Origin of the sequence: Microbacterium sp. AISO3, from assembly GCF_002204305.1 — a bacterium.
GTDB classification, from domain to species: Bacteria; Actinomycetota; Actinomycetes; order Actinomycetales; family Microbacteriaceae; genus Microbacterium; species Microbacterium arborescens.
Map to the genome: position 1 here is coordinate 517131 of NZ_NHRF01000001.1, position 26051 is coordinate 543181.

At 69.2% G+C, this 26051-nt stretch carries 22 protein-coding genes; 15 read left to right on the plus strand and 7 right to left on the minus strand.

The annotated features are described in order from the left end of the window. Nucleotides 1–1739 precede the first annotated feature (1739 nt). Nucleotides 1740–2132 (plus strand): DUF2256 and DUF3253 domain-containing protein, encoded by a 393-nt coding sequence (locus CBF90_RS02395; protein WP_023953600.1) that lies wholly within the window; start codon nucleotides 1740–1742, stop codon nucleotides 2130–2132. Nucleotides 2133–2164: 32 nt separating this feature from the next. After that, complete coding sequence (locus tag CBF90_RS02400; RefSeq protein WP_088379815.1) at nucleotides 2165–2446, plus strand: hypothetical protein; 282 nt, start codon at nucleotides 2165–2167, stop codon at nucleotides 2444–2446. Between the two features lie 13 nt (nucleotides 2447–2459). On the opposite strand, the gene CBF90_RS02405 is transcribed toward CBF90_RS02400, so the two are convergent. After that, a complete protein-coding gene (locus CBF90_RS02405; RefSeq protein WP_088379816.1) occupies nucleotides 2460–3668 on the minus strand; it encodes an ROK family protein in 1209 nt (402 codons plus the stop codon). 172 nt (nucleotides 3669–3840) lie between these two features. Here CBF90_RS02405 and CBF90_RS02410 point away from each other — a divergent pair, with 172 nt between their 5' ends. The 4 genes from CBF90_RS02410 (at nucleotide 3841) to CBF90_RS02425 (ending at nucleotide 8657) form a co-directional block, all read left to right on the plus strand. Continuing rightward, entirely contained in the window at nucleotides 3841–5094 is a 1254-nt protein-coding gene (locus CBF90_RS02410; RefSeq protein WP_242435566.1) for an ABC transporter substrate-binding protein, read from the plus strand. Then, nucleotides 5091–6014, plus strand: coding sequence for a carbohydrate ABC transporter permease (locus CBF90_RS02415; RefSeq protein ID WP_088379818.1), 924 nt, complete (start codon nucleotides 5091–5093; stop codon nucleotides 6012–6014). The genes CBF90_RS02410 and CBF90_RS02415 overlap by 4 nt, the downstream gene beginning before the upstream one ends. Next, nucleotides 6014–6937: a carbohydrate ABC transporter permease gene (locus tag CBF90_RS02420; RefSeq protein WP_071918904.1), complete on the plus strand. Its 924-nt coding sequence runs from the start codon at nucleotides 6014–6016 to the stop codon at nucleotides 6935–6937. The genes CBF90_RS02415 and CBF90_RS02420 overlap by 1 nt, the downstream gene beginning before the upstream one ends. Before the next feature lie 109 nt (nucleotides 6938–7046). After that, entirely contained in the window at nucleotides 7047–8657 is a 1611-nt protein-coding gene (locus CBF90_RS02425) for a glycoside hydrolase family 13 protein (protein ID WP_242435571.1), read from the plus strand. Here CBF90_RS02425 and CBF90_RS02430 read toward each other — a convergent pair. The 3 genes from CBF90_RS02430 to CBF90_RS02435 all read right to left on the minus strand — a co-directional run bounded on the left by CBF90_RS02430 (nucleotide 8558) and on the right by CBF90_RS02435 (nucleotide 11287). Further along, the gene (locus tag CBF90_RS02430; RefSeq protein ID WP_197690556.1) at nucleotides 8558–9733 is read right to left on the minus strand and encodes an acetamidase/formamidase family protein; all 1176 of its coding nucleotides are present in this window, start codon (nucleotides 9731–9733) and stop codon (nucleotides 8558–8560) included. The genes CBF90_RS02425 and CBF90_RS02430 overlap by 100 nt on opposite strands. Next, nucleotides 9730–10464 carry a DUF1275 family protein gene (locus CBF90_RS18560; protein WP_023953603.1) on the minus strand — a complete coding sequence of 245 codons (735 nt, stop codon included), beginning with the start codon at nucleotides 10462–10464 and terminating at the stop codon, nucleotides 9730–9732. The genes CBF90_RS02430 and CBF90_RS18560 overlap by 4 nt, the downstream gene beginning before the upstream one ends. Nucleotides 10465–10552: 88 nt before the next feature. Next, complete coding sequence (locus tag CBF90_RS02435; protein ID WP_088379821.1) at nucleotides 10553–11287, minus strand: FadR/GntR family transcriptional regulator; 735 nt, start codon at nucleotides 11285–11287, stop codon at nucleotides 10553–10555. 183 nt (nucleotides 11288–11470) lie between these two features. Here CBF90_RS02435 and CBF90_RS02440 point away from each other — a divergent pair, with 183 nt between their 5' ends. Genes CBF90_RS02440 through CBF90_RS02450 form a run of 3 tightly spaced genes read left to right on the plus strand, consistent with a single transcriptional unit; the run spans nucleotide 11471 to nucleotide 14115 of the window. Next, the gene (locus CBF90_RS02440) at nucleotides 11471–12718 is read left to right on the plus strand and encodes a dicarboxylate/amino acid:cation symporter (protein ID WP_036304738.1); all 1248 of its coding nucleotides are present in this window, start codon (nucleotides 11471–11473) and stop codon (nucleotides 12716–12718) included. Between the two features lie 60 nt (nucleotides 12719–12778). Beyond that, nucleotides 12779–13171 (plus strand): helix-turn-helix transcriptional regulator, encoded by a 393-nt coding sequence (locus CBF90_RS02445; RefSeq protein ID WP_064955871.1) that lies wholly within the window; start codon nucleotides 12779–12781, stop codon nucleotides 13169–13171. Further along, nucleotides 13171–14115, plus strand: a complete 945-nt coding sequence (locus CBF90_RS02450; RefSeq protein WP_023953607.1) for a cation diffusion facilitator family transporter — start codon at nucleotides 13171–13173, stop codon at nucleotides 14113–14115. Before CBF90_RS02445 ends, CBF90_RS02450 begins: the two co-directional genes overlap by 1 nt. Before the next feature lie 17 nt (nucleotides 14116–14132). Here the strand turns inward: CBF90_RS02450 and CBF90_RS02455 are convergent, their stop codons facing one another. Beyond that, nucleotides 14133–14879: an EI24 domain-containing protein gene (locus CBF90_RS02455; protein WP_242435567.1), complete on the minus strand. Its 747-nt coding sequence runs from the start codon at nucleotides 14877–14879 to the stop codon at nucleotides 14133–14135. A gap of 111 nt (nucleotides 14880–14990) precedes the next feature. On the opposite strand from CBF90_RS02455, the gene CBF90_RS02460 reads away from it, so the two are divergent. Then, nucleotides 14991–16337, plus strand: a complete 1347-nt coding sequence (locus tag CBF90_RS02460; RefSeq protein WP_064955841.1) for an APC family permease — start codon at nucleotides 14991–14993, stop codon at nucleotides 16335–16337. On the opposite strand, the gene CBF90_RS02465 is transcribed toward CBF90_RS02460, so the two are convergent. Further along, nucleotides 16322–17092, minus strand: a complete 771-nt coding sequence (locus CBF90_RS02465) for an IclR family transcriptional regulator (RefSeq protein WP_023953610.1) — start codon at nucleotides 17090–17092, stop codon at nucleotides 16322–16324. The two genes, CBF90_RS02460 and CBF90_RS02465, sit on opposite strands and share 16 nt — an antisense overlap. A 161-nt stretch (nucleotides 17093–17253) precedes the next feature. On the opposite strand from CBF90_RS02465, the gene CBF90_RS02470 reads away from it, so the two are divergent. The 5 genes from CBF90_RS02470 to CBF90_RS02490 all read left to right on the plus strand — a co-directional run bounded on the left by CBF90_RS02470 (nucleotide 17254) and on the right by CBF90_RS02490 (nucleotide 24833). Then, nucleotides 17254–18189 (plus strand): carbohydrate ABC transporter permease, encoded by a 936-nt coding sequence (locus CBF90_RS02470; RefSeq protein WP_023953611.1) that lies wholly within the window; start codon nucleotides 17254–17256, stop codon nucleotides 18187–18189. After that, entirely contained in the window at nucleotides 18186–19088 is a 903-nt protein-coding gene (locus CBF90_RS02475; RefSeq protein ID WP_023953612.1) for a carbohydrate ABC transporter permease, read from the plus strand. Before CBF90_RS02470 ends, CBF90_RS02475 begins: the two co-directional genes overlap by 4 nt. Nucleotides 19089–19116: 28 nt before the next feature. Further along, nucleotides 19117–20403, plus strand: coding sequence for an extracellular solute-binding protein (locus CBF90_RS02480; protein WP_088379823.1), 1287 nt, complete (start codon nucleotides 19117–19119; stop codon nucleotides 20401–20403). Between the two features lie 90 nt (nucleotides 20404–20493). Then, on the plus strand, nucleotides 20494–22749 hold the full coding sequence (locus CBF90_RS02485) for an FAD-dependent oxidoreductase (protein ID WP_088379824.1): 2256 nt from the start codon (nucleotides 20494–20496) through the stop codon (nucleotides 22747–22749). Nucleotides 22750–22778: 29 nt separating this feature from the next. After that, nucleotides 22779–24833: an alginate lyase family protein gene (locus CBF90_RS02490; RefSeq protein ID WP_088379825.1), complete on the plus strand. Its 2055-nt coding sequence runs from the start codon at nucleotides 22779–22781 to the stop codon at nucleotides 24831–24833. 105 nt (nucleotides 24834–24938) lie between these two features. Here CBF90_RS02490 and CBF90_RS02495 read toward each other — a convergent pair whose 3' ends face one another. After that, on the minus strand, nucleotides 24939–25961 hold the full coding sequence (locus tag CBF90_RS02495; RefSeq protein WP_088379826.1) for a zinc-dependent alcohol dehydrogenase family protein: 1023 nt from the start codon (nucleotides 25959–25961) through the stop codon (nucleotides 24939–24941). Nucleotides 25962–26051: the final 90 nt, after the last annotated feature.

Below are 26051 nucleotides of genomic sequence, written 5' to 3' on the forward strand. Positions count from 1 at the left end.
GGATCCGGAGCACGCTGCGCTACACGCGCGTCTCAGCACACCCTGACGCACCGACGGCAGGCTTCGTTGTGGATGCCCTCACAGCATGAGAGGAGCGCACCGCCGCAACTGACGATGAAACAAGCGATGCAGACCCCCGTTCCGCTGCACGTCGCGCAGAGCGCGCACCCGGCAGCGCCCAGAACGCACGAAACGACGTTTCCAGTTCGGCATTCACCTCGCAGCTGCTGCCCCCCGACTTGGCAAACCCCGTTACAGCCCCCGCAGGGGTCCTTGCCGTCTCGGAGCGCGGCCGCCATCTTTGCTTCAGGTACTGGTGTCGGAACTTCCCCATTGAAACTACTGGCCAACACACGGAACCTCTCGGGTCGCGCGTTCTCAGCGTCCCAGCCGCTGAACTGAACTGCGAAAGCTGAGGACAACACACCATCGATAGGCTCGCTATAGACCGCATAACAGAGGAGTCGCTCGTTGGTCTCGTCGTACTCGACCACGAGAAGGCGTTCTATCCCACCCTCGAGGTCAGTCCGCAGTACGGTCGTCTCGACCGTGGGAGCAAGCGCCGTAGCTACCCCAAAGCGGGGCGATCCAAGCAAGCCCGCGAAGTCGCCGGCCGCAACCAACCCTGACGCTTCCGCCTCGTTTACAACATTCCGTACATCGATTGACTCCCACATCTTTCGGACCGCTTCGTCTGCGCTTTCACCAGTTAAACGTGATTCTGACAGTGCGCGCCGTGAAGGGGCGGCGGCGGCTGAACTCCCACGGCCGAACAACCCACCGCCATTGAAGAGTAGGACGCCCGCAGTCAGAGCCAGGCCCGCCTGAAGAGATGTCCTCCGGGTTATATTGCGTGGTTGCGCTTGCCTACCTGGCCGGTTCGACGAACGGCCGAGTTCCTCGGCGCCGAGTGCGGACAGGGCGGCCATCGCTCTTTGTGGTCCAACCGCTCTGGTGAGCGCGGGTGCGATTCTCCAGCCGGTCCACCCTTGAACTGGCGATCCGTCGCCGACGCGTATGAGGGTCGGCGCCCAGGGGGCGTTGTCTCCCCACACTTCCTTGCGCCATCTTTGCATTCGCTCGTCTGTGAGCGGAACAGTGACTACTGCGTCACCTAGAGCGCGAGCAAGTGCACCTGCTATGTTACGGCAATAACTACATGAGTCATCGAAACCCAGGTATGTTTATTGCCTATTCGGCATAGTTCCTCCTAGCGCCACGATGACGTATCAGTTGCCTATTTTCGCTCTGCCCGACGATCGCGTCCATTTGACTTGGCTCTCCAGGAGCCGATTAGCATCACTACGCCGACGAGTATTTGCCCAACCGCCAAAGCACGCGTGAATCCGTCCGTTGTCAGGGCGAGATAGAAGCCGATGGCGACGATGATTATGGAGGCAACGATTCTGACTGTCCTTGAGCGATTCAAATGACACTCCGCCGATGTGTGTTGATTTCGTGAGACTCTATGCAATCCCCTCGGTGGACGTCAAGGGGCGAACGAGGATGATCGCTTATCGCACGTGCGGCATATGTTTTTAGGTCGCTGGCATCTGCTTGCTCTCGTCGAGTCCTGTCGGGCTTCGCGACGAATGCCGCGTGGAACGTAGGTCGTTTGTCATGCTCGCAGAACCGGTGTCGCCGAGACTCGCTGCGAGACGCGCCTTCTCGCCTGACCACCTCCCGGGCTCCTGTCAACAGCCCGCCCCCAACGGCCGCAGCGCGCGCAGACTGGACATATGCCCCGAGCCGCCTCCGCCGCGACCCCGCCGCCGAAGACGTGCGCGTCGTGCGGGCGCGAGATGCAGTGGCGTGCGAAGTGGGCCCGGAACTGGGACGAGGTGCGCTACTGCTCGGACGCCTGCCGCCGTCGCGGCATCCGTCCTGTCGACACGCAACTGAGCGAGAAGATCCTCGAACTGCTGAGCGCTCGTGCCGCGGGGGCGACGATCTGTCCCTCCGAGGCGGCACGCGCCGTCGGCGGGGAGGAGTGGCGCGACCTGATGGAGCCCGCGCGCCGTGCCGCGCGACGGCTCGTCGCCGACGGCGAGGTCGAAATCACGCAGCGCGGTACCGTCGTCGACCCGTCGACCGCGAAAGGGCCGATCCGCATTCGTCGCGCTCGCCGGTAGCCGCGAGGAGCGACTCGCTCTAGCCTGTCGGCATGGCGGATGTCTTCGGCTGGGGCACCATCGTGCTCGTGCTCTCGGTGCCGGTGGTCTTCATCGGCTCCGCGTTCGCGACCCGACGCCGTGACGATGCATCTCAGCCGTCGTCGGGAGGGTTGCTCGGGTTCGACGAGCTGTTCCACCCCGCGGCACACAACGCCCGGCTCACCTGGGAGGTCGCGCAGGAGCTGCCGGTTCCCGCGCCATCTCCCGACAAGGGCCCGGGCGTGATCGACGCCGGGCGCCGGATCGTCATCGAGATCGACCCGCAGCAGTGACGCCGCCGCTCCGTTAGGCGCCCGTCCGCGCCGCCCACACGTCGAGTACCGAGCCCCGGGCGGCTTCGGCCGCTCCGGCGACGGCCCCGACCACGACGACATCGGCGCCGAGATCGGATGCCACCAGCTCGGGAGCCGGCAGGTCGAGGTCGGTGGGGAGGAACCGGCGTGCGGCGGCGACGACTTCCTCGATGCCCGCGGAGATGCCCCCCGAAACGACGACGCGCTGCGGGTCGAACATGCTGCCCAGCACGCTGACGATGCGGGCGAGCGTCATTCCGACGCGTTCGGCTATGCGGAGGGCATCGGTGTCACCGCGGGCGGCGAGCTCGAGCACGGCACGGGCATCGAGGTCGGCGGACGCAGGGGTAGCGAGAGGGCTCCCCGGCGAGAGCTCGCCGCTCGCCGCGGCTTCCGTCGCCCACTGGACGGCACGCGTGCCGAGCCCCTCCGCGTTCCCGACCCCCTCGACGTGATCGAAGGCGACCATCTCGCCGACGCCGCCGTGTCGTCCCCGAAGCAGATTGCCGTCGACGACGACGCCCGCCCCGAGGCGGGTACCCGCGAGCAGGGCGACGAAGTCGCGGCATCCGGCCGCGGCGCCGACGGAGCCTTCGGCGACGGCGGCCAGCGACGCGTCGTTGTCGACTCGCACGATCGGCGCCCACGACAGCTCGTCGACGAGGCCGGGGTTCATCCGCGCCCAGAAGCCGCGGGGGTGCTGAGGCGAGCGCCCGTCGCCGTCGACGGGTGCCGGCACGCCGACGCACACGGCGAGTACATCGCCACGCGTTCGCCCGGCGGCGTCGAGTGCCGCGTCGATGACGGCGATGATTCGCCAGGCGCGGGTCGCGGCATCGTCGCCGTCGCGCACGAGGGTCGCGCGCTGGGTGGCGAGGCTGCGCGAGCGGAGGTCTGTCACGGTCGCGGTGAGGTGCACGTGCCCGGCATCCACCCCGACCAGGACGGCAGCATCGTCGCGGAGCGCGAACCGGCGGGCGGGACGGCCCTTGCGGTAGTCGCCCGCGAGGCGTGCGTTGGGGAGCTCTCGCAGCAGTCCGAGCTCGACAAGCGCGTCGAGAGCGTCGATCGTCGTCGAGCGGGTCAGCCCGGTCGCGGCGATGACGTCGGTCGCGGTGAACTCCGCCGAGGTCCAGGCGAAGGCGAGGATCGCGTCGTGGCTCGCGGGGCGCGCGGCCACCGTCGTCATCGTCGTCGACATGCGTGTTGACCTTTCTGATCCGGCCCTGCCATACTGCCGTTCAGCAATTGATTTGGCGAGTAAATTTACTCAGCGATGATTCGAGCCGCAATGAGGCGATCGGAGGACCCAGGTGATGGAGCCGGTGTGGAACAGAGCGAGGCGAGCGAGGCGCATCGTCGCGTCGGCGGCGGTGGCCGCGCTCGCCGTGACGCTGCTCGTGGGGTGCTCGGCGGACGGGCGGGAGACCATCCGCTTCACCTTCAGCAAGCGTGAGGCGCTGACGTTCATGCAGGACGTGGTCTCGCAGTACAACGCCTCGCAAGACCGCGTGCGCGTCGAGATGGACACGTCGGGAGTGGATGTCGTCTCCGCGAGCTTCGTCCGGGGCAATCCTCCCGACATCATGCTGGCCAACTACAACTACGAGGTCGCCCGATTCGTCCAGCGGTGCGCGCTGACGGATCTCGCCGGCACCGACGCCGCCGCGAGCACCCGCGAAGACCTGCAGCCGCTCATGGATCAGTACGGTACGTGCCCCGGACGCACGAGCGCCTTGCCCTACTCGGTCATGGCGTCGTCGGTCATCTACAACACCGCGATCTTCGAAGAACTCGACCTCGAGGTCCCGACCACGTGGAGCGAGCTCATCGCGGTGTGCGACGCGCTGCAGGCGGCCGGGGTCACCCCGTTCTACGCGACCTTCAAGGACGACTGGACCGTCGGTCAGGGCTGGTACGACTACGCCGTGGGCGGCTCGGTGGACGTCCTCGACTTCTTCGACCGGCTCGCGACGGAGGGCGCCGATGTCGGTCCCGCGTCCTCCACGTCGTTCGAGAAGGACTTCGCCGAGCCCGCAGAACGGATGCTGCAGCTCGCCAGCGCCTACGTCAACCGCGACGCCGCGAGCCGGGGCTACGGCGACGGCAACCTCGCGTTCGCCCAGGGCGAGGCGGCGATGTACCTGCAGGGCCCGTGGGCGTTCAGTGAGATCGCCAAGACCGCCCCCGACCTCGAGCTCGGCACGTTCCCGCTACCGATGACCGACGACCCGAGCGATCGGGCGGTACGGGTGAACATGGACCTTGCGGCGATGATCCCCGAGGGGTCGCGTCATCAGGACGCCGCCCGTGACTTCCTCGAGTACCTGTTCCGCCCCGAGATCATCGAGGCCTACAACGCCTCGCAGCTCGGCTTCAGCCCGACGACGGATGCCGCGCCGCCCGACGATCCCCGCATCGCGGGGATGCAGGAGTTCTACGACGCCGGGCGCGTCTACCAGGGTCCCTCGGTGCTGGTGCCGAAGACCATCCCGGTGTTCGGATATGCGCAGGCGATGGTGTTCGGCGACAGCCCGGCATCCGTCCTCCGCACGATGGACACCGACTGGGCGCGACTGGCCTTCCGCCAGCCCGCGCTGACGAACGAGGCGGAGGGCGCGCGATGACCGCGACGACGGGTTCTACGACGACGATTCTCACCGGCGGTGACCGTCGCGCCCGCCGGAGCCACCGCCGGGTCGAGCCGATCTACTACCTGTTCCTGCTGCCCAGCCTGCTGCTGTTCACGCTCGCGATCACGGTGCCCGGTCTCATCGGCATCTTCTTCAGCTTCACCGACTCGATCGGCATCGGCGAATGGCGCTTCGTCGGGTTGACGAACTACATCGCCCTCTTCAGCGACCCGGCGATCCTGCAGAGCTATCTGTTCACCGCCGGCTTCGCGGTTGCGACGGTCATCGTCGTGAACGTCATCGCGTTCCTGCTCGCCGTGGGTCTGACCGCCCGTATCCGCTTCAAGACGGGCCTGCGCACGATCTTCGTCATCCCGATGGTGATCTCGGGCATCATCATCGCCTACGTCTTCAACTTCCTCTTCTCGAACTCGCTTCCTGCCGCGGGCACGTCGCTCGGGCTTGCCTGGCTCGAGACGAGCCTGCTGGCTAACCCCGACCTCGCGTGGGTCGCGATCGTGATCGTGACGGCATGGCAGGCGATCCCCGGCACGCTCCTGATCTACATCGCCGGGCTGCTGTCGGTTCCCGGCGATGTCTACGAGGCGGCAGACCTCGACGGGGCAACGAAGACGCAGCAACTGCTGCGCATCACGGTGCCGCTCGTCGCGGGATATGTCGTCATCAACGTCATCCTCGGATTCAAGGGCTTCCTCAACGCCTACGACATCATCGTGGGCCTGACCAACGGCGGGCCCGGAACGGCGACCCGCAGTGTCGCGATGACGATCATCGCGGGCTTCAACGGCGGCGACTACGCCTACCAGATGGCTAACGCGACGATCTTCTTCATCGTCGCCGTGCTCATCTCGCTGCTCCAGCTCTCGCTCACGCGCGGAAGGAACTCGTTCTGATGTCCACCTCTCAGCCCGCGCTCGTTTTCGAGCAGGCGGATGCCGTCACCGTCGACGCCCGCCGTCGTGCCCGTCCATCCCGCACGTCACGCGCCGGGAAGGGCGAGCGGGTCAATTGGTCGGCGACGGTCATCCTGATCCTCTGCGCCGTCACGGTGCTGCTGCCGCTGTACGTCACCATCTCGATGGCGTTCAAGACGACCGGTCAGGCCGTCGACGGCAACGCGTTCTCGCTGCCGGCGCCCTTCAGCATCGACGGGTTCGTGCAGGCGTGGAACCTGACGCGATTCCCGGTCGGGGCGGCGATCTCGTTCTTCGTCACCGCCGGCACCGTCGTCGCGACCATCATCCTCGCCGCTTTCGCGTCGTACGCGATCGTCCGCAACTGGGACCGTCGGCTGTTCCGCTACTCGTTCTTCTACCTGCTGGCGGCGATGTTCATTCCGTTCCCCGTGGTGGCGCTGCCGCAGATCCAGCTGACCGGCCGACTCGGCCTCGACAATCCGGTCGGCGTCGTGCTCCTGGCGACGATGTTCCAGCTCAGCTTCAGTGTGCTGCTGTTCACCGCGTTCCTGCGCTCGATCCCCATCGAGCTCGAGGAGAGTGCGCGCATCGACGGCGCGTCGACGTGGCAGACCTTCTGGAAGCTGATCTTCCCGCTGCTCGCGCCCATGAGTGCGACGGTCGGGATCTTCGCCTTCCTCTACGCCTGGAACGACTTCATGCTGCCGTCGCTGATCATCTCGGACCCCGCCATGCAGACCCTGCCGGTGCGACAGAACCTGTTCCAGACCCAGTTCAGCAACAACTACAACGTCTCCTTCGCCTCGTACCTCATGGCGATGGCGCCCGCGATCCTGGCATACCTGTTCACGCAGCGCTGGGTCATGGAGGGCGTCACCCAGGGTGCGGTCAAGGGCTGACCACGCGAACCCCATGAAAGGACGCTTCTCCGTGACAACCTCGCTCGACCTCGCTGCCGACGCCGACACCACCCTCGGTGATGAGACCGCCCCGTGGTGGCGGCAGGGGGTGGTCTATCAGATCTATCCCCGGAGCTTCTCCGACGCCAACGGCGACGGGCTGGGCGACCTCCCGGGCATCACGGCGCGCGTCGACTACCTGGCGGAGCTCGGAGTGGATGCCGTGTGGCTCAGCCCGTTCTACCCCTCCGAGCTCGCCGACGGCGGCTACGACGTGGCGGACTATCGCAACGTCGACCCGCGGCTCGGGACCCTCGACGACTTCGACGCGATGCTCGCGGCACTGCACCGGCGCGGCATCCATGTGGTCGTCGACATCGTGCCCAATCACACCTCGGACCAGCACGTCTGGTTCCAGGAAGCGCTCGCCGCGGGCCGGGGGTCCGCAGCCCGTGAGCGCTACATCTTCCGCGAGGGCACGGGACCGGAGGGCGCCGAGCCGCCGACGGACTGGCTGTCGGTGTTCGGGGGATCGGCGTGGGAACGCGTCGCGGACGGGCAGTGGTACCTGCACAACTTCGCCCGCGAACAACCCGATCTGAACTGGGACCACCCCGAGGTGCGAGCCGACTTCGTCGAGACGCTCCGGTTCTGGTCGGATCGCGGTGTCGACGGGTTCCGCATCGACGTGGCGCACATGCTCACGAAGGACCTCACCGAACCGCTTCCCTCGCGGGCCGAGCTCGACCGCATCCCGCGCGACGGCAATCATCCGCTGATCGACCGGGATGACGTCCACGAGGTGTACGCCGAGTGGCGTGCGGTCTTCGACTCGTACGACCCGCCCCGCACCGCGGTCGCGGAGGCATGGGTCGACCCGACCCGCATCCACCTGTACGCGCGCCCGGAGAGCCTCGGCCAGGCCTTCAACTTCGACCTGCTCGAAGCCGACTTCGACGCCGCGGCCTTCCGCCGGATCATCACGGACAACCTCGCTCTCGCCCGTCAGTCGGGTTCGTCGAGCACCTGGGTGCTCTCGAACCACGACGTCGTCCGGCACGCGACGAGGTACGGGTTGAAGACGCCGACGGCGGAGACGAGCATGCCCTCGCGGCACGGCGGGCAGTGGCTCATCGACGGTGGCGACGAGGCGGGCCTGGACCGCGATCGGGGGTTGCGCCGCGCGACGGCCGCCACGATGTTCATCCTCGGCCTGCCGGGATCGACCTACATCTACCAGGGTGAGGAACTCGCGCTGCACGAGGTCGCCGACATCGCGGCATCCGATCGCCAGGACCCGACCTTCTTCCGCACCGGGGGTGCGGAGATCGGACGCGACGGATGTCGTGTCCCGTTGCCCTGGTCGGCGGAAGAGCCCGCGTTCGGGTTCGGCGACGGGGGCTCGCACCTCCCGCAGCCGGCGTGGTTCGCCGAGCATGCGGTCGCGACTCTCGACGGCGCGCCGGCGTCGACGCTGAACCTCTACCGCGAGGCATTGCGGCTGCGGCGTCTCTTCCAGACCGGCGAGGATCTGCGATGGATCGACACCGATCGCGACGACGTCCTGCACTTCGTCCGCCCGAATGGCTGGCAGGTGGTGACCGTCTTCGGCGAAGAGCCCTACGCGCTGCCCGAGGGCGAGGTCGCACTGTCGACCCGCCCGGTCGTGGAGGGGGCGCTGCCGGGCGAGGCGACTGCCTGGCTCACCCCGGCGCGCTGAGGCACCCGCCCGAAGTCCGACTCGCGGATGCGGGCGTGGATGCCGCAGACGATGTCTACGACCTGTGAGATATCGAAGTCGGTCGCCGCGCTCAAGTAGGCGTAAGCGAGGTGCTCGTCCATGCCCCACCGGGCGGTGATGACGTCGAGCGCCGCGCGTACGCACTTGCGCATCGCCTCGTCCAGGTCGGGGTCGAGCCCCATGGGCACGAGGAACTCGTCGGTGCGGGCGAGTGGGCCGGTGAGCTCACCGAACTCCGCGAGGGCCTCGGTGCGCGCGACGACCTCGAATCGCAGCGTCGCCCGCAGCGAGGCCTCCAGAGCGGTGAGCGCGACTTCGCCGTCGCCCTGCGCGAAGTGCGGGTCGCCGACGTAGGCGAGGGCGCCGGGAACCTGCACCGGAAGGTAGAGCGCCGCCCCCTCGGTCAGCAGCTTCACATCGAGGTTGCCGCCGTGGTCGCCGGGTGGCACCGAATGGGGACGCTCGTCTCCGGCGACGGCCACGCCCATCGTTCCGAGGAACGGCGCGAGCGGGAACTCGACGATCCGGCGGCCGTCGTCGGTCAGCGGCATCGTGCCGACGAGGCCGCCCGGGCGTTCTTCGACCGGGGTGAAGACGCTGACGGGATGCGGGCCGCGCGGGAGCACGCCGACCAGCGCACCTTTGCCGTGCCGGTTGGAGATGACGCCATAGGGCACGCGCGGGACGAGGCGCTCGACGGTGATTTTCAGCAGGTCGCCGGGCTGGGCGCCCTCGACGTGGATCGGTCCCGTGACGACGTGTGGTCCGTCGTGAGCAGGGTCGCGCGAGAGCGACGCGGCGATCGCGACCGCGTCGTCGAGGACAGCCTCCGGGGCGACGCCGTGACGCCCGAAGTAGGCGCGGGGATCCTTGCCCTGATCCTCGAGGATTCCCTCGTGGCTGACGGTGTCGATCGTGACGGTCGTGCCCGAGGCGATCGTGAGCACCGGCGCGTCGGCGGCGCACGGCAGCCGCCCCCACAGCACGGTGTCGGGACCGGCGGGGAGGTAGTGGTCGCCGGGGAGATCGCCCTCGCCGGGCTGCAGCACGCTCACGCGACGACCGCTTCTCGTCGCGCCGGCGTGAACAGCCGGAGATGCCCGAGCACGACGACGGCGAGCGTGAGCAGTGCAGCCAGGAGGAGCGGGACCCCCGGGGTGAGGGGCAGCAGGACGGTTCCGACCAGTGCGCCCAGGAAGAGGACGAGGATGGCGGCGACGCGGCGGTTCCAGATCCCGCGCAGGCCGTCGTCGACGAACGATTCGCTCGCGAGGGACGTGAGGGTCGAGGTGACCACCACTGTCGTCATGTCGGTGACGGCGAGGCTGCGGGCGACGGCCGCCTGCGCGCCCATCGCGGCGGCGGTGAGCGTGGATGCCGTGAGGACGACCGGCTCGGAGCCGACGGCTCCGGGGATCAGGAACGTCACGCCCAGACCCGCGAGAACGATCGCCCCCGCGGCCAGCAGGCCCGTCACCGCGCCACCCCATTCCTTGCGTCGTCTCCGCAGGAACAGCCCCGCCGCGAAGGCGGCGGCGGTGAACGCCGCCAGAGCGATCGCCGGACCGAGAACCGGGAGGTCGTCGCCGCCGGCGACCGCCATGCCGAGGATGACGATGTTTCCGGTCATGTTGCCCACGAAGACGCGGTCGAGGGCGAGATAGCCGACCGCGTCGACCACGCCCGTCACGAAGGTCAGAAGCATGAGCGCGATGAGGGCGGTCCGGCGTTGTGCCGGCGCCACGTCGCGACGCGCGAGGCGTGAGGTCGAGGGATTGCGTCGCACGTTCGGCCTTCCGTAGCGGCCCGGGGCGGGCCGGTTCGAGATGACAGTAGCGGATGCCGAGCAGATTGGTCCTACCGGAGGGCAGAGCTCACGCGCCGTCGGCGGCATCCGCTCCGGACGATCCGGCCGATTCGATCAGCTGCCGGATCTCGGCCAGGTGGATGCGCATGGCGTACTCGGCGGCGTCGGGATCACCCGCGGCGAGGGCCGCGAGGATGCGCGCGTGGCCGTCGTGCGACAGGCGTCGCCCGTCGGCATCGAGGTGGGAGTACAGGCGGGCTGCGACCGTCCATGACGCCGTGAGCTCGCCGAGGGCCGCCAGCAGCGGGTTGCCGGTGGCCTGTGCGACGGCGGTGTGGAACGCGATGTCGAGGGCCGCCGATCCTTCGGCGTCGTTCTCGCCGCCGGACTCGAGCAGCTCGCGGAGAGCCTCGAGCTGGCTCCGGTCGACGCGGGCAGCGGCGAGGCGGACGAGCTGGGGCTCGATGACGGCCCGGAACTCGGCCGCGTTGCGGAACTCGGCCGAGACCTCGTTCATGCGTGCGGCCAGCGTCGCCGAGAGCGGAACCCTCCGGGCGATGCGGTTCGCGCTGCCCTGCCGACGCTCGATCAGCCCGAGTCCGGCGAGGCGGGTCAGGGCCTCGCGGAGAGCGTTGCGCGAGACGCCGAGGGTCTGCGCGAGCACACGCTCGGGCGGCAGCGGCGCACCCGGGCTGAGCTCGCCGGTCACGATGAGGCGCTCGAGGTGTCGCGAGATGTCGTCGGCGATCAGCGCGTGCGTGCGGGGGAGGGGGCCGAGGCTCGCTCCGGCGGGGTCGGTCACAGCGGATCCTCCTCATCTGGCGGGCCGGCTCAGTCTGTCACGCTCGCCGCCTCGTCATCCGACGTTCCGATCATGTAAACGGGTCGTTACGGTCCTACCAATTCTCCGCGTCGACGATCGGCGCCGACCTAGCGTCGATGTCACCGCCGTCCGGCGGGAAGGCTTCGAGAGGGACGGACGACCGTGAAGAGAGCATTGAAGAGCCCTGCGTTGCAGATCGGACTCGCGGCACTGCTGGGTATCGCGTTCGGGCTCGTGCTGGGCGACGCGGCGGCGGCGATCGCGTTCGTCGGTGACATCTTCATCCGCCTCATCCAGATGTCGATCGTGCCGCTGGTGATGTCGTCGATCATCTTCGCGATCGGCTCTCTCCGCGGATCGGGCATGGGCCGCCTCGCGACGCGGACCTTCGCGTGGATGCTCGTCTTCGCGGCGGTGGCCGCCGTGGTGGCCTGGATCATCGGCTCGGTCCTGCAGCCGGGGTCGGGAGTCGATTTCTCCGGAGCGGTCGATCCGTCCCTCGAGGATGCCGCCGGCGAGGCGCTGGGCTGGCAGGACACGATCGTCGGTTTCGTCTCGACGAACATCTTCGACGCCATGTCCGGCGCCGCGATGGTCCCGATCATCGTCTTCTCGCTGCTGTTCGGCGCCGCGCTGAACGTCTACGTGACGGCCAGCGGCAACCGGCTCGTGCTCGACTTCTTCGATCAGATCCAGCAGGTGGTCCTGACGATGATCCGTTTCGTGATGCTGATCGCGCCGATCGGCGTCTTCTGCCTCCTCGCCGACCTCGCCGGTACGGTCGGATTCGGGGTCGTGATCGGCGGGCTCGGCTATCTGGGCTCGACCCTCCTCGGCGTGCTCGTCCTGCTCATCCTCTTCGTCGCCGTGGTGTGGGCGCGGACGCGCGTCAACATCGCCTTGCTGCCGGCCAAACTCGCTCAGCAGACGCTGATCGCCGTGACCACGACGAGCTCGGCGGTGACGTACCCGACCGTGCTCAAGACGGCGATCGAGAAGATCGGCGTCGACCGCACCGTGGCCAACTTCACCCTCTCGGTGGGGCTGACGATGGGGTCGTACGGCGCCGTGCTCAACTATGTGATCGTCGTGATGTTCCTCGCCCAGTCCGGCGGCGTCCACCTCGACGCGGGCACCCTCCTGCTCGGGATGGGGCTGGCGATTCTTCTCAACATGGGCACGATCACGGTACCGGGCGGGTTCCCCGTCGTCGCTACCTTCCTCGCCACCTCGCTCGGGCTGCCGTTCGAGGGAGTCGGACTCCTCATCGCGGTCGACTGGTTCGCGGGCGTGCTGCGCACCTTCCTCAACGTCAACGGCGACACGTTCGTCGCCATGCTGGTGGCAGACGACCGGAAGGAGCTCGATCGCGACGTCTACGAGGGGAGGGTGCGGGCCCTGGCGGTCTGAGCCCGGGCCGCCCGAGCCCTGGCGGAAGCGCCTGGCCAGCGATATCATCGCCGTGTGACGATGAATCCCGAGGCCTCCCCGCGGGTGGCGACGCAGCTCGACGAGCGGGCCACCGAGATCTACGCGCACCTGTTCCAGGCGCTCGCCGATCCGACCCGCCTCGCGGTGCTGCAGCACCTGTCGTACGGCGAGCACCGCGTTCGCGACCTCGTCGAGCACGTCGGCCTCGCTCAGTCGACCGTCAGCAAGCACGTCGCCTTCCTGCTCGAGTGCGGGCTCGTGACCCTCCGTCCCGAGGGGCGCTCATCCTGGTACGCCCTGGCCGAGCCCGACGCGACGGCGGGGCTCGTCGACGCCGCCGAGGCTCTGCTGCGCGCGACCGGCACCCGCGCCACGCTGTGCGCCCACCTCCGCCGGCCGCGGCCGGTGACCGACGTCGCGGTGGCCGGCTGATGGGTGCGGGGCACAGCCACGCGCCGGCGGGTGCGATCCCGGCGGGGCAGCCGGCCGACTTCCGGGTGAAGCTGTGGATCGCGTTCGGCATCACCGCCGCGATCGTGGTGACCCAGGCGGTGGGCTCGATCGTGACGGGCAGCCTCGCGCTGCTCACCGACACGGCGCACGCCCTCACCGATGCCTCCGGTCTGCTCGTCGCCCTCGTCGCGGCGAACCTCATGATGCGTCCCGCGAATGCCCGCCGGACGTGGGGTTTCCGCAGGATCGAGGTGATCGCCGCGTTCGCGCAGGCGGCGCTGCTGCTCGTCGTCGGCGTGTACGCCGCGATCGAAGGCATCCGGCGCCTGTTCGAGCCGCCGGAGGTGCCCGCGATCGAGCTGCTCGTCTTCGGCGTCGTCGGGCTCGTCGCCAATATCGTGGCGATCGCCGTCCTCTCGTCGAGTCGCGGCGCGAACTTCAACATGCGCGCGGCGTTCCTCGAAGTGCTCAACGACGCCCTCGGCTCGGTCGGCGTCATCGTCGCCGCGATCGTGATCGCGACGACCGGATTCGCCCAGGCGGATGCCGTCGCCGGCCTGTTCATCGCCGCCCTCATCGTGCCCCGCGCGGTGAAGCTGATGCGCGAGACGGCCTCGGTGCTGATGGAGTTCACGCCCCGCGGGCTCGACCTCGACGATGTGCGCGCGCACATCCTGCGTCTGGACCATGTGACCGACGTGCACGATCTGCACGCGTCGACGGTCGCAACGGGGCTGCCCACGATCACGGCTCACGTCGTCGTCGAGGACCGATGCTTCAGCGACGGCCACGCGGCCGAGGTGCTCCAGGAGGTGCGCTCGTGCGTCGCGGAGCACTTCGAGGTGTCGGTGCTGCACTCCACCTTCCAGATCGAGAACGAGCACATCCGCGATGAGGAACCCGACTCGATGCGGCACGCGTGAGACCGGCCGCCTGAACCTCAGTCGCGCGCGTCGAGCACCGCGCGGGCCAACCGGGTCGAGCCGGCCACGGCGGCAGGCATCGTGACCAGAGCCCCGAGCGGGATGAGGAAGCACAGCTGCGTCGCGATCCCGAAGCCCAGGAACCGGGCGCGGTGGGAGCGCCGCAGGCGGCGACGGTCGGCCGCCAGGATGCCGCGCGCCGACAGGGCGCGCGAGGTGAGCTCGTCGGCGAGGAGCCAACCCGTGAGCGACACCGCGGTGACCGACCCCAGCACGCCGCCCACGACCGGGATGAGGCCGACGAGGGCGGCCAGAACGGCGGCCAGCAGACCGCGGGCGATCAGCCCGATCGCATCGCCGACCGATCGCCAGAACCCTCCCTCGCTGTCGGGAACGGCGCCGCCGAGGTCGGCTTCGGCCGCACGCCAGATGCGGTCGTAGAACGGCTCGCCCACCATGAGGGTGAGCGCGGTGAACGACACCGCGACGAGCACGATCGCCCCGCCGAGCAGGGCGGTGCCCGCGGCGATGCGCACGATCGTCGTCCACACCTCGGGCCACGCGTCCGCGAAGGGCGTGAGGGCGTCGACGATCTGAGGCAGGAAGGCACCGAGGGCGATGAGTCCGCCGAGGAGGACGAGCCCGACGATCGCGGCGGGGATGAGTCCGAGCGCCATGACCCCCGGCCGGCGCGACCAGAAGCCGAAGCCGCGCGCGAGGTCGGCGGCGCCGCGGAGGAACGAGCGGGCGGGGGCATCGGACATGTCTCTCATCCTGCCTGCATCGGGCACCGGCCAGCGGCAGGTTCACAACCACAGATCGCGCGCCGGCGCCAGGGGTTGTCCGAATTCGGGATGTGGCGCTGGAGTGTTGCGATGACCAACGACACCAGTGCGCCGATCGCCGACGATCGGCCCGGGCTGAAACGGGCCATCGGAACCCCCCTCCTGTTCGCATTCATCGTCGGCGACACCCTCGGCGCCGGCATCTACACCCTCGTCGGAACGATGGCGAACGACGTCGGCGGCGTGATCTGGCTGCCGCTGCTGATCGCGCTCGTCGTCGCGCTGCTCACCGCCGGCACCTATGCGGAGCTCATCACGAAGTACCCGCACGCGGGCGGTGCCGCCCGCTACGTCGACAAGGCGTTCGGCATCCCGTTCCTGTCGTTCCTCGTGGGGTTCCTCATGATGGCGTCGGGCATCACGACGGCGGCGGCGCTGGCCAACGCGTTCGCGGGGGACTACTTCGCCGCGCTGTTCGACATCCCGCCGATCCCGGTGGCGATCGCCTTCATCGCCGTGCTCACCGTCATCAACCTGCGGGGTGTGCGCGAGTCGCTCGCAACGAACTTCGTGGCATCGATCATCGAGGTCTCGGGTCTGGTGATCGTCATCTTCGTCGCGGCGATGGTGTTCGCCGGCGGCGGTGGCGAGCCGGCGCGCGTCTTCGAGTTCGCCCCGGATGTGCCCCCGCTGCAGGGGGCGTTCGCGGCATCCATCGTCGCCTTCTTCTCGTTCCTCGGCTTCGAAGCGGCGGCCAACATGGCCGAAGAGGTGAAGAACCCCTCGAAGTCGTACCCGCGGGCGCTCTTCGGCGCCATCATCACCGCGGCTGTCGTCTACCTGCTCATCGCGATCGGTGCCGTGATCGTGGTGCCGCCGGCCGAGCTGGCCGAATCGACCGGTCCGCTGCTGGATGTCGTGACCGCCAGCGGCGTCGCCATCCCGCCGTGGCTGTTCAGCCTGATCGCCCTCGTGGCGATCGCCAACGGCGCCCTCCTCTTCATGGTCATGGCCAGTCGCGTGGGTTACGGCCTCGCCGAGTCGGGTCTGCTGCCGCACGCCTTCGGCCGCGTGTTGTCGAAGCGCCGCACGCCGTGGGTCTCGATCCTCGTCGTCGCCGGCGCCACGATGCTTCTCACCGTGCTCGGCGACATCGGAACGCTCGCCGAGACGACGGTGCTGCTGCTTCTGCTCGTCTTCCTCTCGGCCAACGTCAGCGTTCTGGTGCTGAAGAAGGACAAGGTCGAGCACAAGCACTTCTCGGTGCCCCGGGTCGTGCCCGTGCTGGCGATCATCGCCAGCATCGTGCTGCTCACCCAGCAGACCGGCCCGGTGTGGCTCGGTACCGCCGGCTACATCGTGGTCGGGACGGTCCTGTTCTTCATCGCGCGGGCGGGGCGCCGCCGCTCGGACCGCAAGGCTCAGGCCGGGCCCTGATAGCCCAGGCCTGAGCTGATGCGGTCGGCGGTCTCGACGACCGTCCGGCCCAGCTCCGCGCCGCGCGTCTCGAGATCGATCGCCGTGAGCGGCCCGGAGATGGATACGGCCGCGATGATCTTTCCGCTGCGGTCGAGGATCGGCGCAGCGGTCGAGGCCCGTCCGAGCACGAACTCCTCGACCTCGATCGCGTACCCGCGTCGCGCGGTCAGCGCGACCTCGCGGTCGAGGTCATCGTGCGTCGTGATGGTCGCCTCGGTGAATCCGGGCAGCTCCGGCAGCAACCGCTGGCGCTTCTCGCGATTCGTGCCGATGAGCGTGGCCTTGCCGATGCTGGTCGCATGCAACGGGACGCGCTGACCCATCAGCGTGTGCGACTTCGGTGAGAGCGGCCCCTCGAAGTTGCAGAGGTAGACCAGCTCCGCACCGCGGAGGAGGGCGATGTTGACACCGAGGCCGATCTCACCGGCGAGGCTCTGCGCGATCTGACGGCCGACTCGGTGGACCCGGTTCTGATTGATCGCGATGCCCGCGAGGGTCATGAGCTCGGCGCCGAGGAAGTACAGCGACGTCTGCGGGTCGCGCTCGACCAGCCCGCCGGCCTCGAGGGTCGCGAGCAGACGGGATGCGGTCGACTGGCCGATCCCCGCTTCGCGCGCGACATCGCTCACGCGCATGGGCTCGCCCCCCGAGAAGGTCTCGAGAACCGTGATCGCCTTCTCGACGCTCTGATTGGCGCCCTTCTCCGCAGCCATGCTTCCTCGCTTTCGCCGCCGATGTTCGTCACCCTATTATGCACATAATGCATGACAGTTGCGCACTGTGCGCACGTCGTGCACTCTGAGTTCGGCGACGCCGATGGTCGCCGCCCCGGGAGTCGCAGACGACGGCCCGGACGACGAAACGAAGGACGACGATGACCTCTTCGAGCGTGACCGCTCACGAGAGCCCCGGGCGGGGCCGACTCGGCTCGCGGCTGAGCGAGCGCACCTTCCTGGTCTTCCTGCTGCTGCCCGGGTTCGTGCTGCTCTGCGCGATCGTGCTCTACCCGCTGCTGCGGTCGCTCGTCTCGGCGTTCTTCGACGAGAACCTGCTCTATCCGGGCATGGAGTTCGTGGGGCTCGAGAACCTGTCCGCCGTCCTCGCCGACGACTTCGGTCGTCTCGTCTGGCAGACCCTCATCTTCACCGTGGGCGCGACCATCGCGCCCTTCCTGATCGGGCTCGCGCTCGCGCTCGTGCTGAACCAGCGCTTCCCGGGCCAGCGCATCCTGCGGGGCGCCTTCCTCATCCCGTGGCTGATTCCCGGCGTCGTCGTCTCCTTCCTCTGGATGTGGATCTTCGATGCCAACTACGGCGTGCTCAACGGCATCCTCATGAGCCTCGGCGCCATCGACAGCCCGGTCGCCTGGCTCTTCCAGACCGACACCGCTCGCGGCGCCCTCATCATCGCGAAGACGTGGAACACGTTCCCCTGGGTGATGGTCATGCTCCTGGCCGCGCTGCAGACGGTCCCCGGCGAACTGCACGAGGCGGCCTCGATGGACGGAGCCGGCGTCGTCCGCCGCTTCTTCGCCGTCACGTGGCCGCACATCCGCGGCGTCGCGGCCCTCGTGGTCCTGCTCGAGTTCATCTGGAACTTCCAGCACTTCGACACGATCTTCGTGCTGACCGGCGGCGGCCCCGCCGGCACCACCAGCACCTTCGCGACAGAGGTGTACGACACCGCCTTCCGCGGGTACGACCTGGGCCACGCCGGCGCGCTCGGCATCGTCTGGATGGCGCTGCTGACCGTACTCGTCGTGGTGTACGTCTGGCTCTCCGAGCGCGGCGAGAAGGAAGGCTCCCGATGAGCACCATCACCCCCGTTCCCGCGCCCGTGGCAGCGGCCGCGACGACCCCCGAGTCCCCGCGTCCGACACGACGCCGACGCACCCGCATCCGCTGGGGAATGTGGACCGCGCTCGCCGTCATCGTCCTGTTCGGGTTCGCCCCGGTGTACTGGCTCCTCGTGACGTCGCTCACGCCGAGCGACCGCGTGTTCGCCTTCCCGCCGGCCATCTTCCCCACCCAGGTGACGTTCGAGCACTATGCGACGGTCTTCGGCAACGAGCAGATCTTCGGCTACCTCCGCAACAGCGTCATCGTGTCGGTCGTGACCGCCGTGCTGTCGGTCGTGGTGTCGATGTACATGGGGTACGCCTTCTCGAAGTACCGCTTCGCCGGTCGCAAGTCGCTGATGTACTTCGTGCTCTCGAGCCAGATGTTCCCGCAGGCGCTGCTGCTCGTCACGCTCTACCTCGTCTTCGCCCAGTTCGGTCTCCTGAACACCTACCTCGCGCTGATCCTGTCGTTCACGACGTTCACGCTGCCGCTGTGCGTCTGGATGCTGAAAGGCTTCTTCGACGCGCTCCCCGACGACCTCATCGAGGCGGCGCGCATCGACGGCGCCGGTCCGTGGCGCATCTTCCACTCGGTCGTGTTCCCGCTGGCCGCGCCCGGTCTGGTCGCGGCGGGGCTGTTCGCCTTCGTCCGCGGGTGGAACGACTTCATCTTCGCGCTCACTCTCGCCGGGCCCGATCGGCAGACACTGCCGCCCGGCCTCGTGAACACCTTCATCTCCGAGGCCAGCACCTCGTGGCCCGCGCTCATGGCGGCATCCCTCGTGGTGTCGGTGCCGGTATGCGTCGCGTTCATCCTGCTCCAGCGCTTCCTCGTCGGCGGCATCACCGCCGGCGCGGTCAAGGGCTGACCCACCCACCCGATTCGAAGGAGAATTCATGGTCCAGGACATCTCGCGGCGCACGCTGCTGCGTTACTCGGTGTTCGGCATCGGCGGCGCGGCCGTGCTCGGGCTCGCCGGCTGCGCCCCGGGAGGCTCCGGTGCGCCGGCCGCGACGCCGGGCGGCGGCACCGCCACCGACTTCAGGTTCTCGTCGTGGAGCCTCTCGGAAGAAGCGGCGAAACCGGCGATCGAGTCGGCCCTGTCGGGCTTCCGGCAAGCGCAGGGCATCGCGATCGACACGGTGGCCTACCCGTACAACGACTACCTCAACCAGCTGACGCTGCAGGTGCGGGGCGGTCAGTTCGCCGGCGCCGCCCAGCTCGACGTCGCCTGGCTGTCGGCGCTCGCCGCGCTGGGGAAGCTCACCGATCTCTCGGCGTTCGCGCAGGGCAAGGGATACACCGATGCCGCGCTGGGCGCGGGGAAGTCGGACGGCAAGCAGCTCGGACTGCCCTGGACGATCGGCGCCGTGGGTCTCATCGGCAACGCCGAGCTGTTCGACCGTGCCGGGGCGTCGCTCACCCCCGCCACGATCGAGGAGTTCGAAGAGGGCCTGCGTGCGCTCAAGGGCATCGGGGTGATCCCGTACGCGGCGAGCACGAAGGCCGCGCAGCTCAAGGACATCGTCGTGTGGATGCAGACCTTCGGCTCGCCGATCGTCGACGGCGACGCCTCGGCGATCGGCGACGAAGCGTCGATCAAGGCCGTCGAGTGGTACAAGAAGCTCTATGACGAGGGGCTCATCGCGCCCGACGTCGACCGTGCCGCCGCCCGCACCCTCTTCGCACAGGGGTCGACCGCGCTCTACGACGACGCGCCCGTGGGCAAGTCGGCGGTGCTGTCGCAGTCGCCCGACGCTTCGCTCGGCGACAAGATGACCCCCATCGCCCGGCCGGTGCTGAAGGCGGGTCAGACCCCGCAGCACGTCCTCTGGGGACACCTCGTCGTCGTCGTCGACGGCGAGGGGGCGCAGACGGCGGCCGACTTCGCATCGTGGCTCACGAGCGACACCGCGCAGAGCGAGACGTACTTCACCGCGCTCGGCCTACCGCCGACGACGGATGCCGCCCTCTCGTCGAACGCGGTCACCTCGAACACCTTCGTCGAGGCGTTCACGTCGTCGATCACCGCGACAGCGAAGCCCAGCCCGCTGTGGAAGTACCCCGCGTACGGGCAGATGGAGACCGCGATCGCCGAACAGGTCCAGGCGGTGCTCATCGGCCAGGCCCAGCCCGCTGCGGCGATGAAGAGCGCGGGGGAGGCGATCTCCCGCCTGCTCTGAGCCCGCTCGCCTCACCGCTCGACCAGACCGCCATCCGACCGGCGGGAGCCGTCTCGCTCCCGCCGGTGTCCCCCCTGCCCTGAAGGAACCATGCGCACTCAGAACATCGAATCCGACATCACCGTCGTCGGCGGCGGCCTCGCCGGCGTCTGCGCGGCGATCAGCGCCGCGCGACTGGGGAAGCGGGTGGCGCTCATCGGCAACCGGCCGGTGCTGGGCGGCAACTCGTCGTCGGAGGTTCGGGTCTGGGTCGTCGGCGCGACGTCGCACGGCATCCAGCGGTTCGCCCGCGAGAGCGGCGTGATCGGCGAGCTCTATGTCGAGAACCAGTACCGCAACCCGGAGGGGAACCCGATCATCTGGGACGAGGTGGTGCTCGACGCGGTGCGGGCCGAGCCCAACATCCGGTTGTTCCTCAACACGGATGTGCGCGAGATCGACACCGACGACGTCGACGGCGAGCGGGTCGTGACGGCGGTGCACGGGTGGACGATGGGGTCGGAGATCGCCACGACGTTCCGCAGCCCGTACGTCCTCGACTGCACCGGCGACGGGCTCATCGGGTACCTGGCCGGCGCCGACTTCCGGATCGGCCGCGAGGCCCGCGGCGAGTTCGGCGAGGCGTGGGCGCCCGAGACGGCCGATGACGAGCTCCTCGGTTCGACGATCCTCTTCTACACCAAGGATGTGGGCAGACCGGTCGACTTCGTCGCGCCGGACTCGGCGAAGGACATCACGACAACCCCGATCCCGACGTCGCGGATCCTGCGGTCCGGCGACTCGGGCGCGCACTACTGGTGGATCGAGTGGGGCGGCCACCTCGACACCGTTCACGACAACGAGGCGATCCGCGACGAGCTGCGCTCGGTGATCTTCGGCATCTGGGACTACATCAAGAACTCGGGCCGCTTCGACGCCGAGACCCTCGACCTCGAATGGGTCGGCACGATCCCCGGCAAGCGCGAGTACCGCCGATTCCTCGGCGACCACGTGTTGACGCAGAACGACATCCTCGATCAGGTCGACCACCACGACGACGTCGCGTTCGGCGGCTGGTCGATCGACCTGCATCCGGTCGAGGGCATGTACGCCACCGAGGCCGGGGCGCACCAGCGGTACTCGAACGGCATCTACGGCATCCCGTTCCGCAGTTACTACTCGCGCAACGTCGCGAACCTGCTCGTGGCGGGCCGCGACATCTCGGCGAGCCACGTGGCATTCGGCTCGACCCGCGTCATGGCCACGTGCGGCGCGGGCGGCGAGGCGGCGGGAACCGGAGCCGCCCTCGCGCTCGACCTCGGGGTGCGTCCGCGGGCGCTGGCGGCCGATCACGCCGACGAGCTGCGCCAGGTGCTCCTGCGCCAGGACGCCTCGGTGTTCGGCGTGCGCAACACCGATCCGGCCGACCTGGCGCGGCACGCCCGCGTGTCGGCGTCGTCAGCAGCAACCACGGTCGATCCCGTCGAGCTGGTTCCCGATGCCGCTGTCGCTGAGCACCCTCTCGATTCCGACCTGGGCGTGCTCGTTCCCGTGGACCCGCGGCTCGACGGCCTGGATGTCCTGCTGACGGTGGCCCGCGACACGACCCTCACCGCCGCCCTGTGGACCACCGGGCGTCGGCAGAACGCGGTTCCCATCGACGAACGGTCGCGGGTCTCGGTCGATGTGGCGGCAGCCGCCGATCCGCAGTGGGTGCGGTTGCCCCTGGCGTGGACACCGGACGAGCCCGAGAACGTCGTCGTGGTGCTGGGTGCCGACCCCGACGTGAGCGTCGTGCTGGCCGAGGCTCAGGTGCCGGGAGTGCTGACCCTGCCGCACCGGCCTCAGGCCGACGGCGATCAGAACGTCGCCGTCGACGAGTCGGAGAGCGTCATCGCGTGGCCGGCGATCCCGATGCGGGGACGGACCTCGCGCGTGCGCCTGCACCCCGACACCGCGGCGTTCGCGGCCCCGCAGGCGGTCGGCGGCTACCAGCGGTTCTTCGGCGGTCCGAACCTGTGGATGTCGCGTCCCGACGACGCAGCACCGCACCTCGCCCTCGCGTGGGATGACGCGCAGTCGATCAGCACCGTGCGCCTGGTCTTCGACGACGACACCGACGTCGAGTTGAACACTCTGCACCATCACCGCACACCCGATCGCGTGTTCCCCGAGCTCGTCCGCGACTACGTCGTGGAGACCTGCGGCGCCGACGGCGTCTGGGTCGAACGGGTCAGCGTGACGGCGAATCGCCGACGCCAGCGCGTGCACGAGGTCGAGGTCGACGGGGTGACGGGCCTGCGAGTGCGGGTGACGGCCACGAACGGTGCCGCGCAGGCGCGGATCGTCTCGCTGCGCGTGATGTGAACACCGAAAACCCCGACGAAAGGTAAGACATGAAGAATCGATGGAGATTCTCGCTCGGTCTGATCGGCGTCGTCGCGCTGACGATGGCAGCCCTCCCGGCGACCGCCGCGCCGACACCGCCCGCGACGATCGACGAGGCGTTCGACGAGCTGACGTCCGAATGGCTGCCCGCAGCCGGGACGTGGGAGGCAGCGGACGGCGTCGCGAGAGTCGTGCAGCCGGGGTCGTCACGAGGGTCGATCCTCGCGCTGACCGGCCGCGGCCTCGACCAGGCGGCGACCGCGACGGTGACCTTCTCCGCTGCGGGCGGGGGAGCCAGCGCGTGGGCGGGCTTCACGGTGCGTCGCACCGGAACAGCCGACGACTACACGCAGTCCGGTTACACCGTTCTCGTCCGCAACAGCGGTGAGCTGGCGGTCATCCGCGCCGCCGGTGACGGTCAGGTCGCCGTACTCGGCACCGCGCAGACCGACGCTCGCCCCGGGTCCGGCCCGGTCACGGTCACGGCGTCGCTCGACGGCGAGCGGATGCGGGTCGGCCTCGGCGGCGCCGGGGAGGCGACGACGCTGATCGACGTCACGGACGGCGCCTTCTCGGGCAGCGGGTTCGCCCTCGCGGCGCACCGAGACGTCCGGATGTCGGCCGCCTCCGTGCAGCTGTCGGGCGTCATCGATCGGGCCGAGCCGGTGCCGACCGACTGCGTCGGCTGGTCGGGGACGCCGGCGACGGATGCCGGCCGCGGCGAGGTGCTCGTGAGCGACGCCCGCGTCGAGGCGGTATCGGCGCGCATCGCGGCGGGCGAGCAGCCGCAGGCGTTCGCGTACGCACGTTTGCTCACCGCTGCCGACGCGGGTCTCGAGCGAGCGCCCGCCCCGCCGACGACGTTCTTCGTGCCGTTCTTCTACAACGATCCGACCGCGCACCGTGCGGCACGGGATGGGCTGCAGAACGACGCGAACACCGCCTACGAGCTCGCGTTGGCGTATCGCCTGTCGGGCGAGGCCCGCTACGGTGCGCATGCCGCGCAGTTCATCGACGCCTGGACCACGACGGTCGAATGCGTGCGCACCCGTGAAGATTCCGCGCTCGCCTTCAGCTACCACTTCCCGGCTTTCGTCCATGCCGCCGAGCTGCTGCGCGGCACGTCGGTGTGGAGTGCGGCCTCGGAGGCCGTGTTCGCCGGCTTCCTGCGCGAGACGGCGACGCCGGTCGCGGCGTCGATCCTTCACCGCACGAACAACTGGGGCAGCTGGGCCCTCGAGACGACGACCGCCGTGGCGGCGTACCTCGACGACGAGGCGGGGCTCGACGCGGCGAACGCGCGCGCCGTCGAGCTGCTCGAGCACCAGATCGACGAGAACGGGCACCTCCCGGACGAGGTCGATCGGAACAACGGCGTCGGAGACTACGGCATCTGGTACACCCATTTCTCGCTGCTGCCGCTCTTCCTCGTCGCCGAGACGCTGTCGGCGCACGGGTACGACGTACACGCTCACGTCAACGCGAACGGGCGCGGGCTCGCCGACGCCGCGGACGCCGCGACGGGATGGGTCGCCGACCCGGCATCCTTCCCCTATTACACGGGCGACCCGGCGAAGCTCGCGAATGTGCGAACCATCGACTACCTGCGCGACGCGGGGGTCCTGGCGCACAGCATGAGCTACTTCGAGCTGGCGCAGAACCACTTCCCGACGGACCAGCGCGCGGCGCTGCTCGCCGAGGAAGGGCCGATGACGACGATCCACTCGGCGCCGTACCTGAGCCTCACCCACGGTGGACTCGCTGACGTCACGGCGGCACCCGGTGAGGGTGAGCCGGGCGCGGGTGAGCCGGGCACGGGCGAGCCGGGAGGGGGAACCCCCGGCGGCACGGGTTCGCCGGGAGGGTCGTCGGGAGGCTCGTCGGGCACCGGTCCGGCCGGGGCGCCGGCCGGTGGCTCGGACGCCCGGGCGATCGGCTCGCTCGCGGCATCCGGAGGCCAGGTCTCGCCCGCGCCGCTGGCGCTCGCCGCAGGGCTGAGCCTCGTCGGCCTGCTCCTCATCGTCGCGCGGGTGCGCCGGCGAGCGGTCACGACGCGGGGCTGAGCCCGGTCTGCCGCGATCCCGGATGCAAGGGATCGCGGCAGACACGCCGTGCCGGCGGCATCCTGGACGGGGTGTCGGATCGGATGCCGTGCATCCCGGGACCGGTCAGAGGGTGAGCAGCACCTTCGTGGCGCGGCGCTCGTCCATGGCCCGGTAGCCCTCGGCGGCATCGTCGAGCGGCAGCACCAGGTCGAAGACGGCGCCCGGGTCGATCGCCCCCGACATGATGAGTTCGATCAGCTCGGGCAGGTACTGCCGCACGGGAGCCGGCCCGCCGTGCAGGTGCACGCCCGATCCGAAGAGCTCGGCGCCGGGAAGCTCGACGTCGTGTGAGACCCCGACGTATCCGACGTGACCGCCGGCGCGGGTGGAGCGGATCGCCTGCATCATCGACTCCTGCGTGCCGACCGCTTCGATGACCGAGTGCGCGCCCAATCCGTCGGTGAGCTGCTTGATTCGCGCGACGCCGTCGCCGCCGCGCTCCTCGACGATGTCGGTCGCGCCGAATCGGCGGGCGAGCGCCTGGCGGTCGGCGTGGCGCGACATCGCGATGATGCGCTCGGCCCCGAGCTGCTTGGCAGACAGGATGCCGAGAAGTCCGACGGCGCCATCGCCGACGACCGCGACGGTCTTGCCGGGGCCGGCCTGAGCGGCGACGGCGGCGAACCACCCGGTGCCGAGCACGTCGGATGCCGCCAGCAGGCCGCGGATCTGGTCGTCGGTGGGCTGGCCCGGGACGACGACGAGCGTGCCGTCGGCCAGGGGGACGCGCAGGCGTTCGGCCTGCGAGCCGAGACGGCCCATCGGCACGCGGTCGACGCAGTGCGACTGGTAGCCGTCGCGGCAGATCTCGCAGGTGTTGTCGGAGGCGATGAACGAGCCGACGACGAAGTCGCCGACGGAGAGTCCGCTGACATCGTCGCCGATCTGCTCGACGACGCCGACGTACTCGTGCCCCATCGGGATGGGGCGCTTGATGGCGTCTTCGCCGCGATAGGGCCACAGGTCGGAGCCGCAGATGCAGGCCGCCGCCACGCGGATGACGGCATCCGTGGGCTTCTCGATGACCGGGTCGGGGCGTTCCTCGACGCGGACGTCGCCGGGGGCGTGCATGATGACTCCGCGCATGGTGGTTGTCCCTTCGTAGCGGTGATCCCATTCCACCTCATGCGAGGGCCGGCGGGTCCCTCCTGGCCAACCGTGCGGCATGCTGGCATC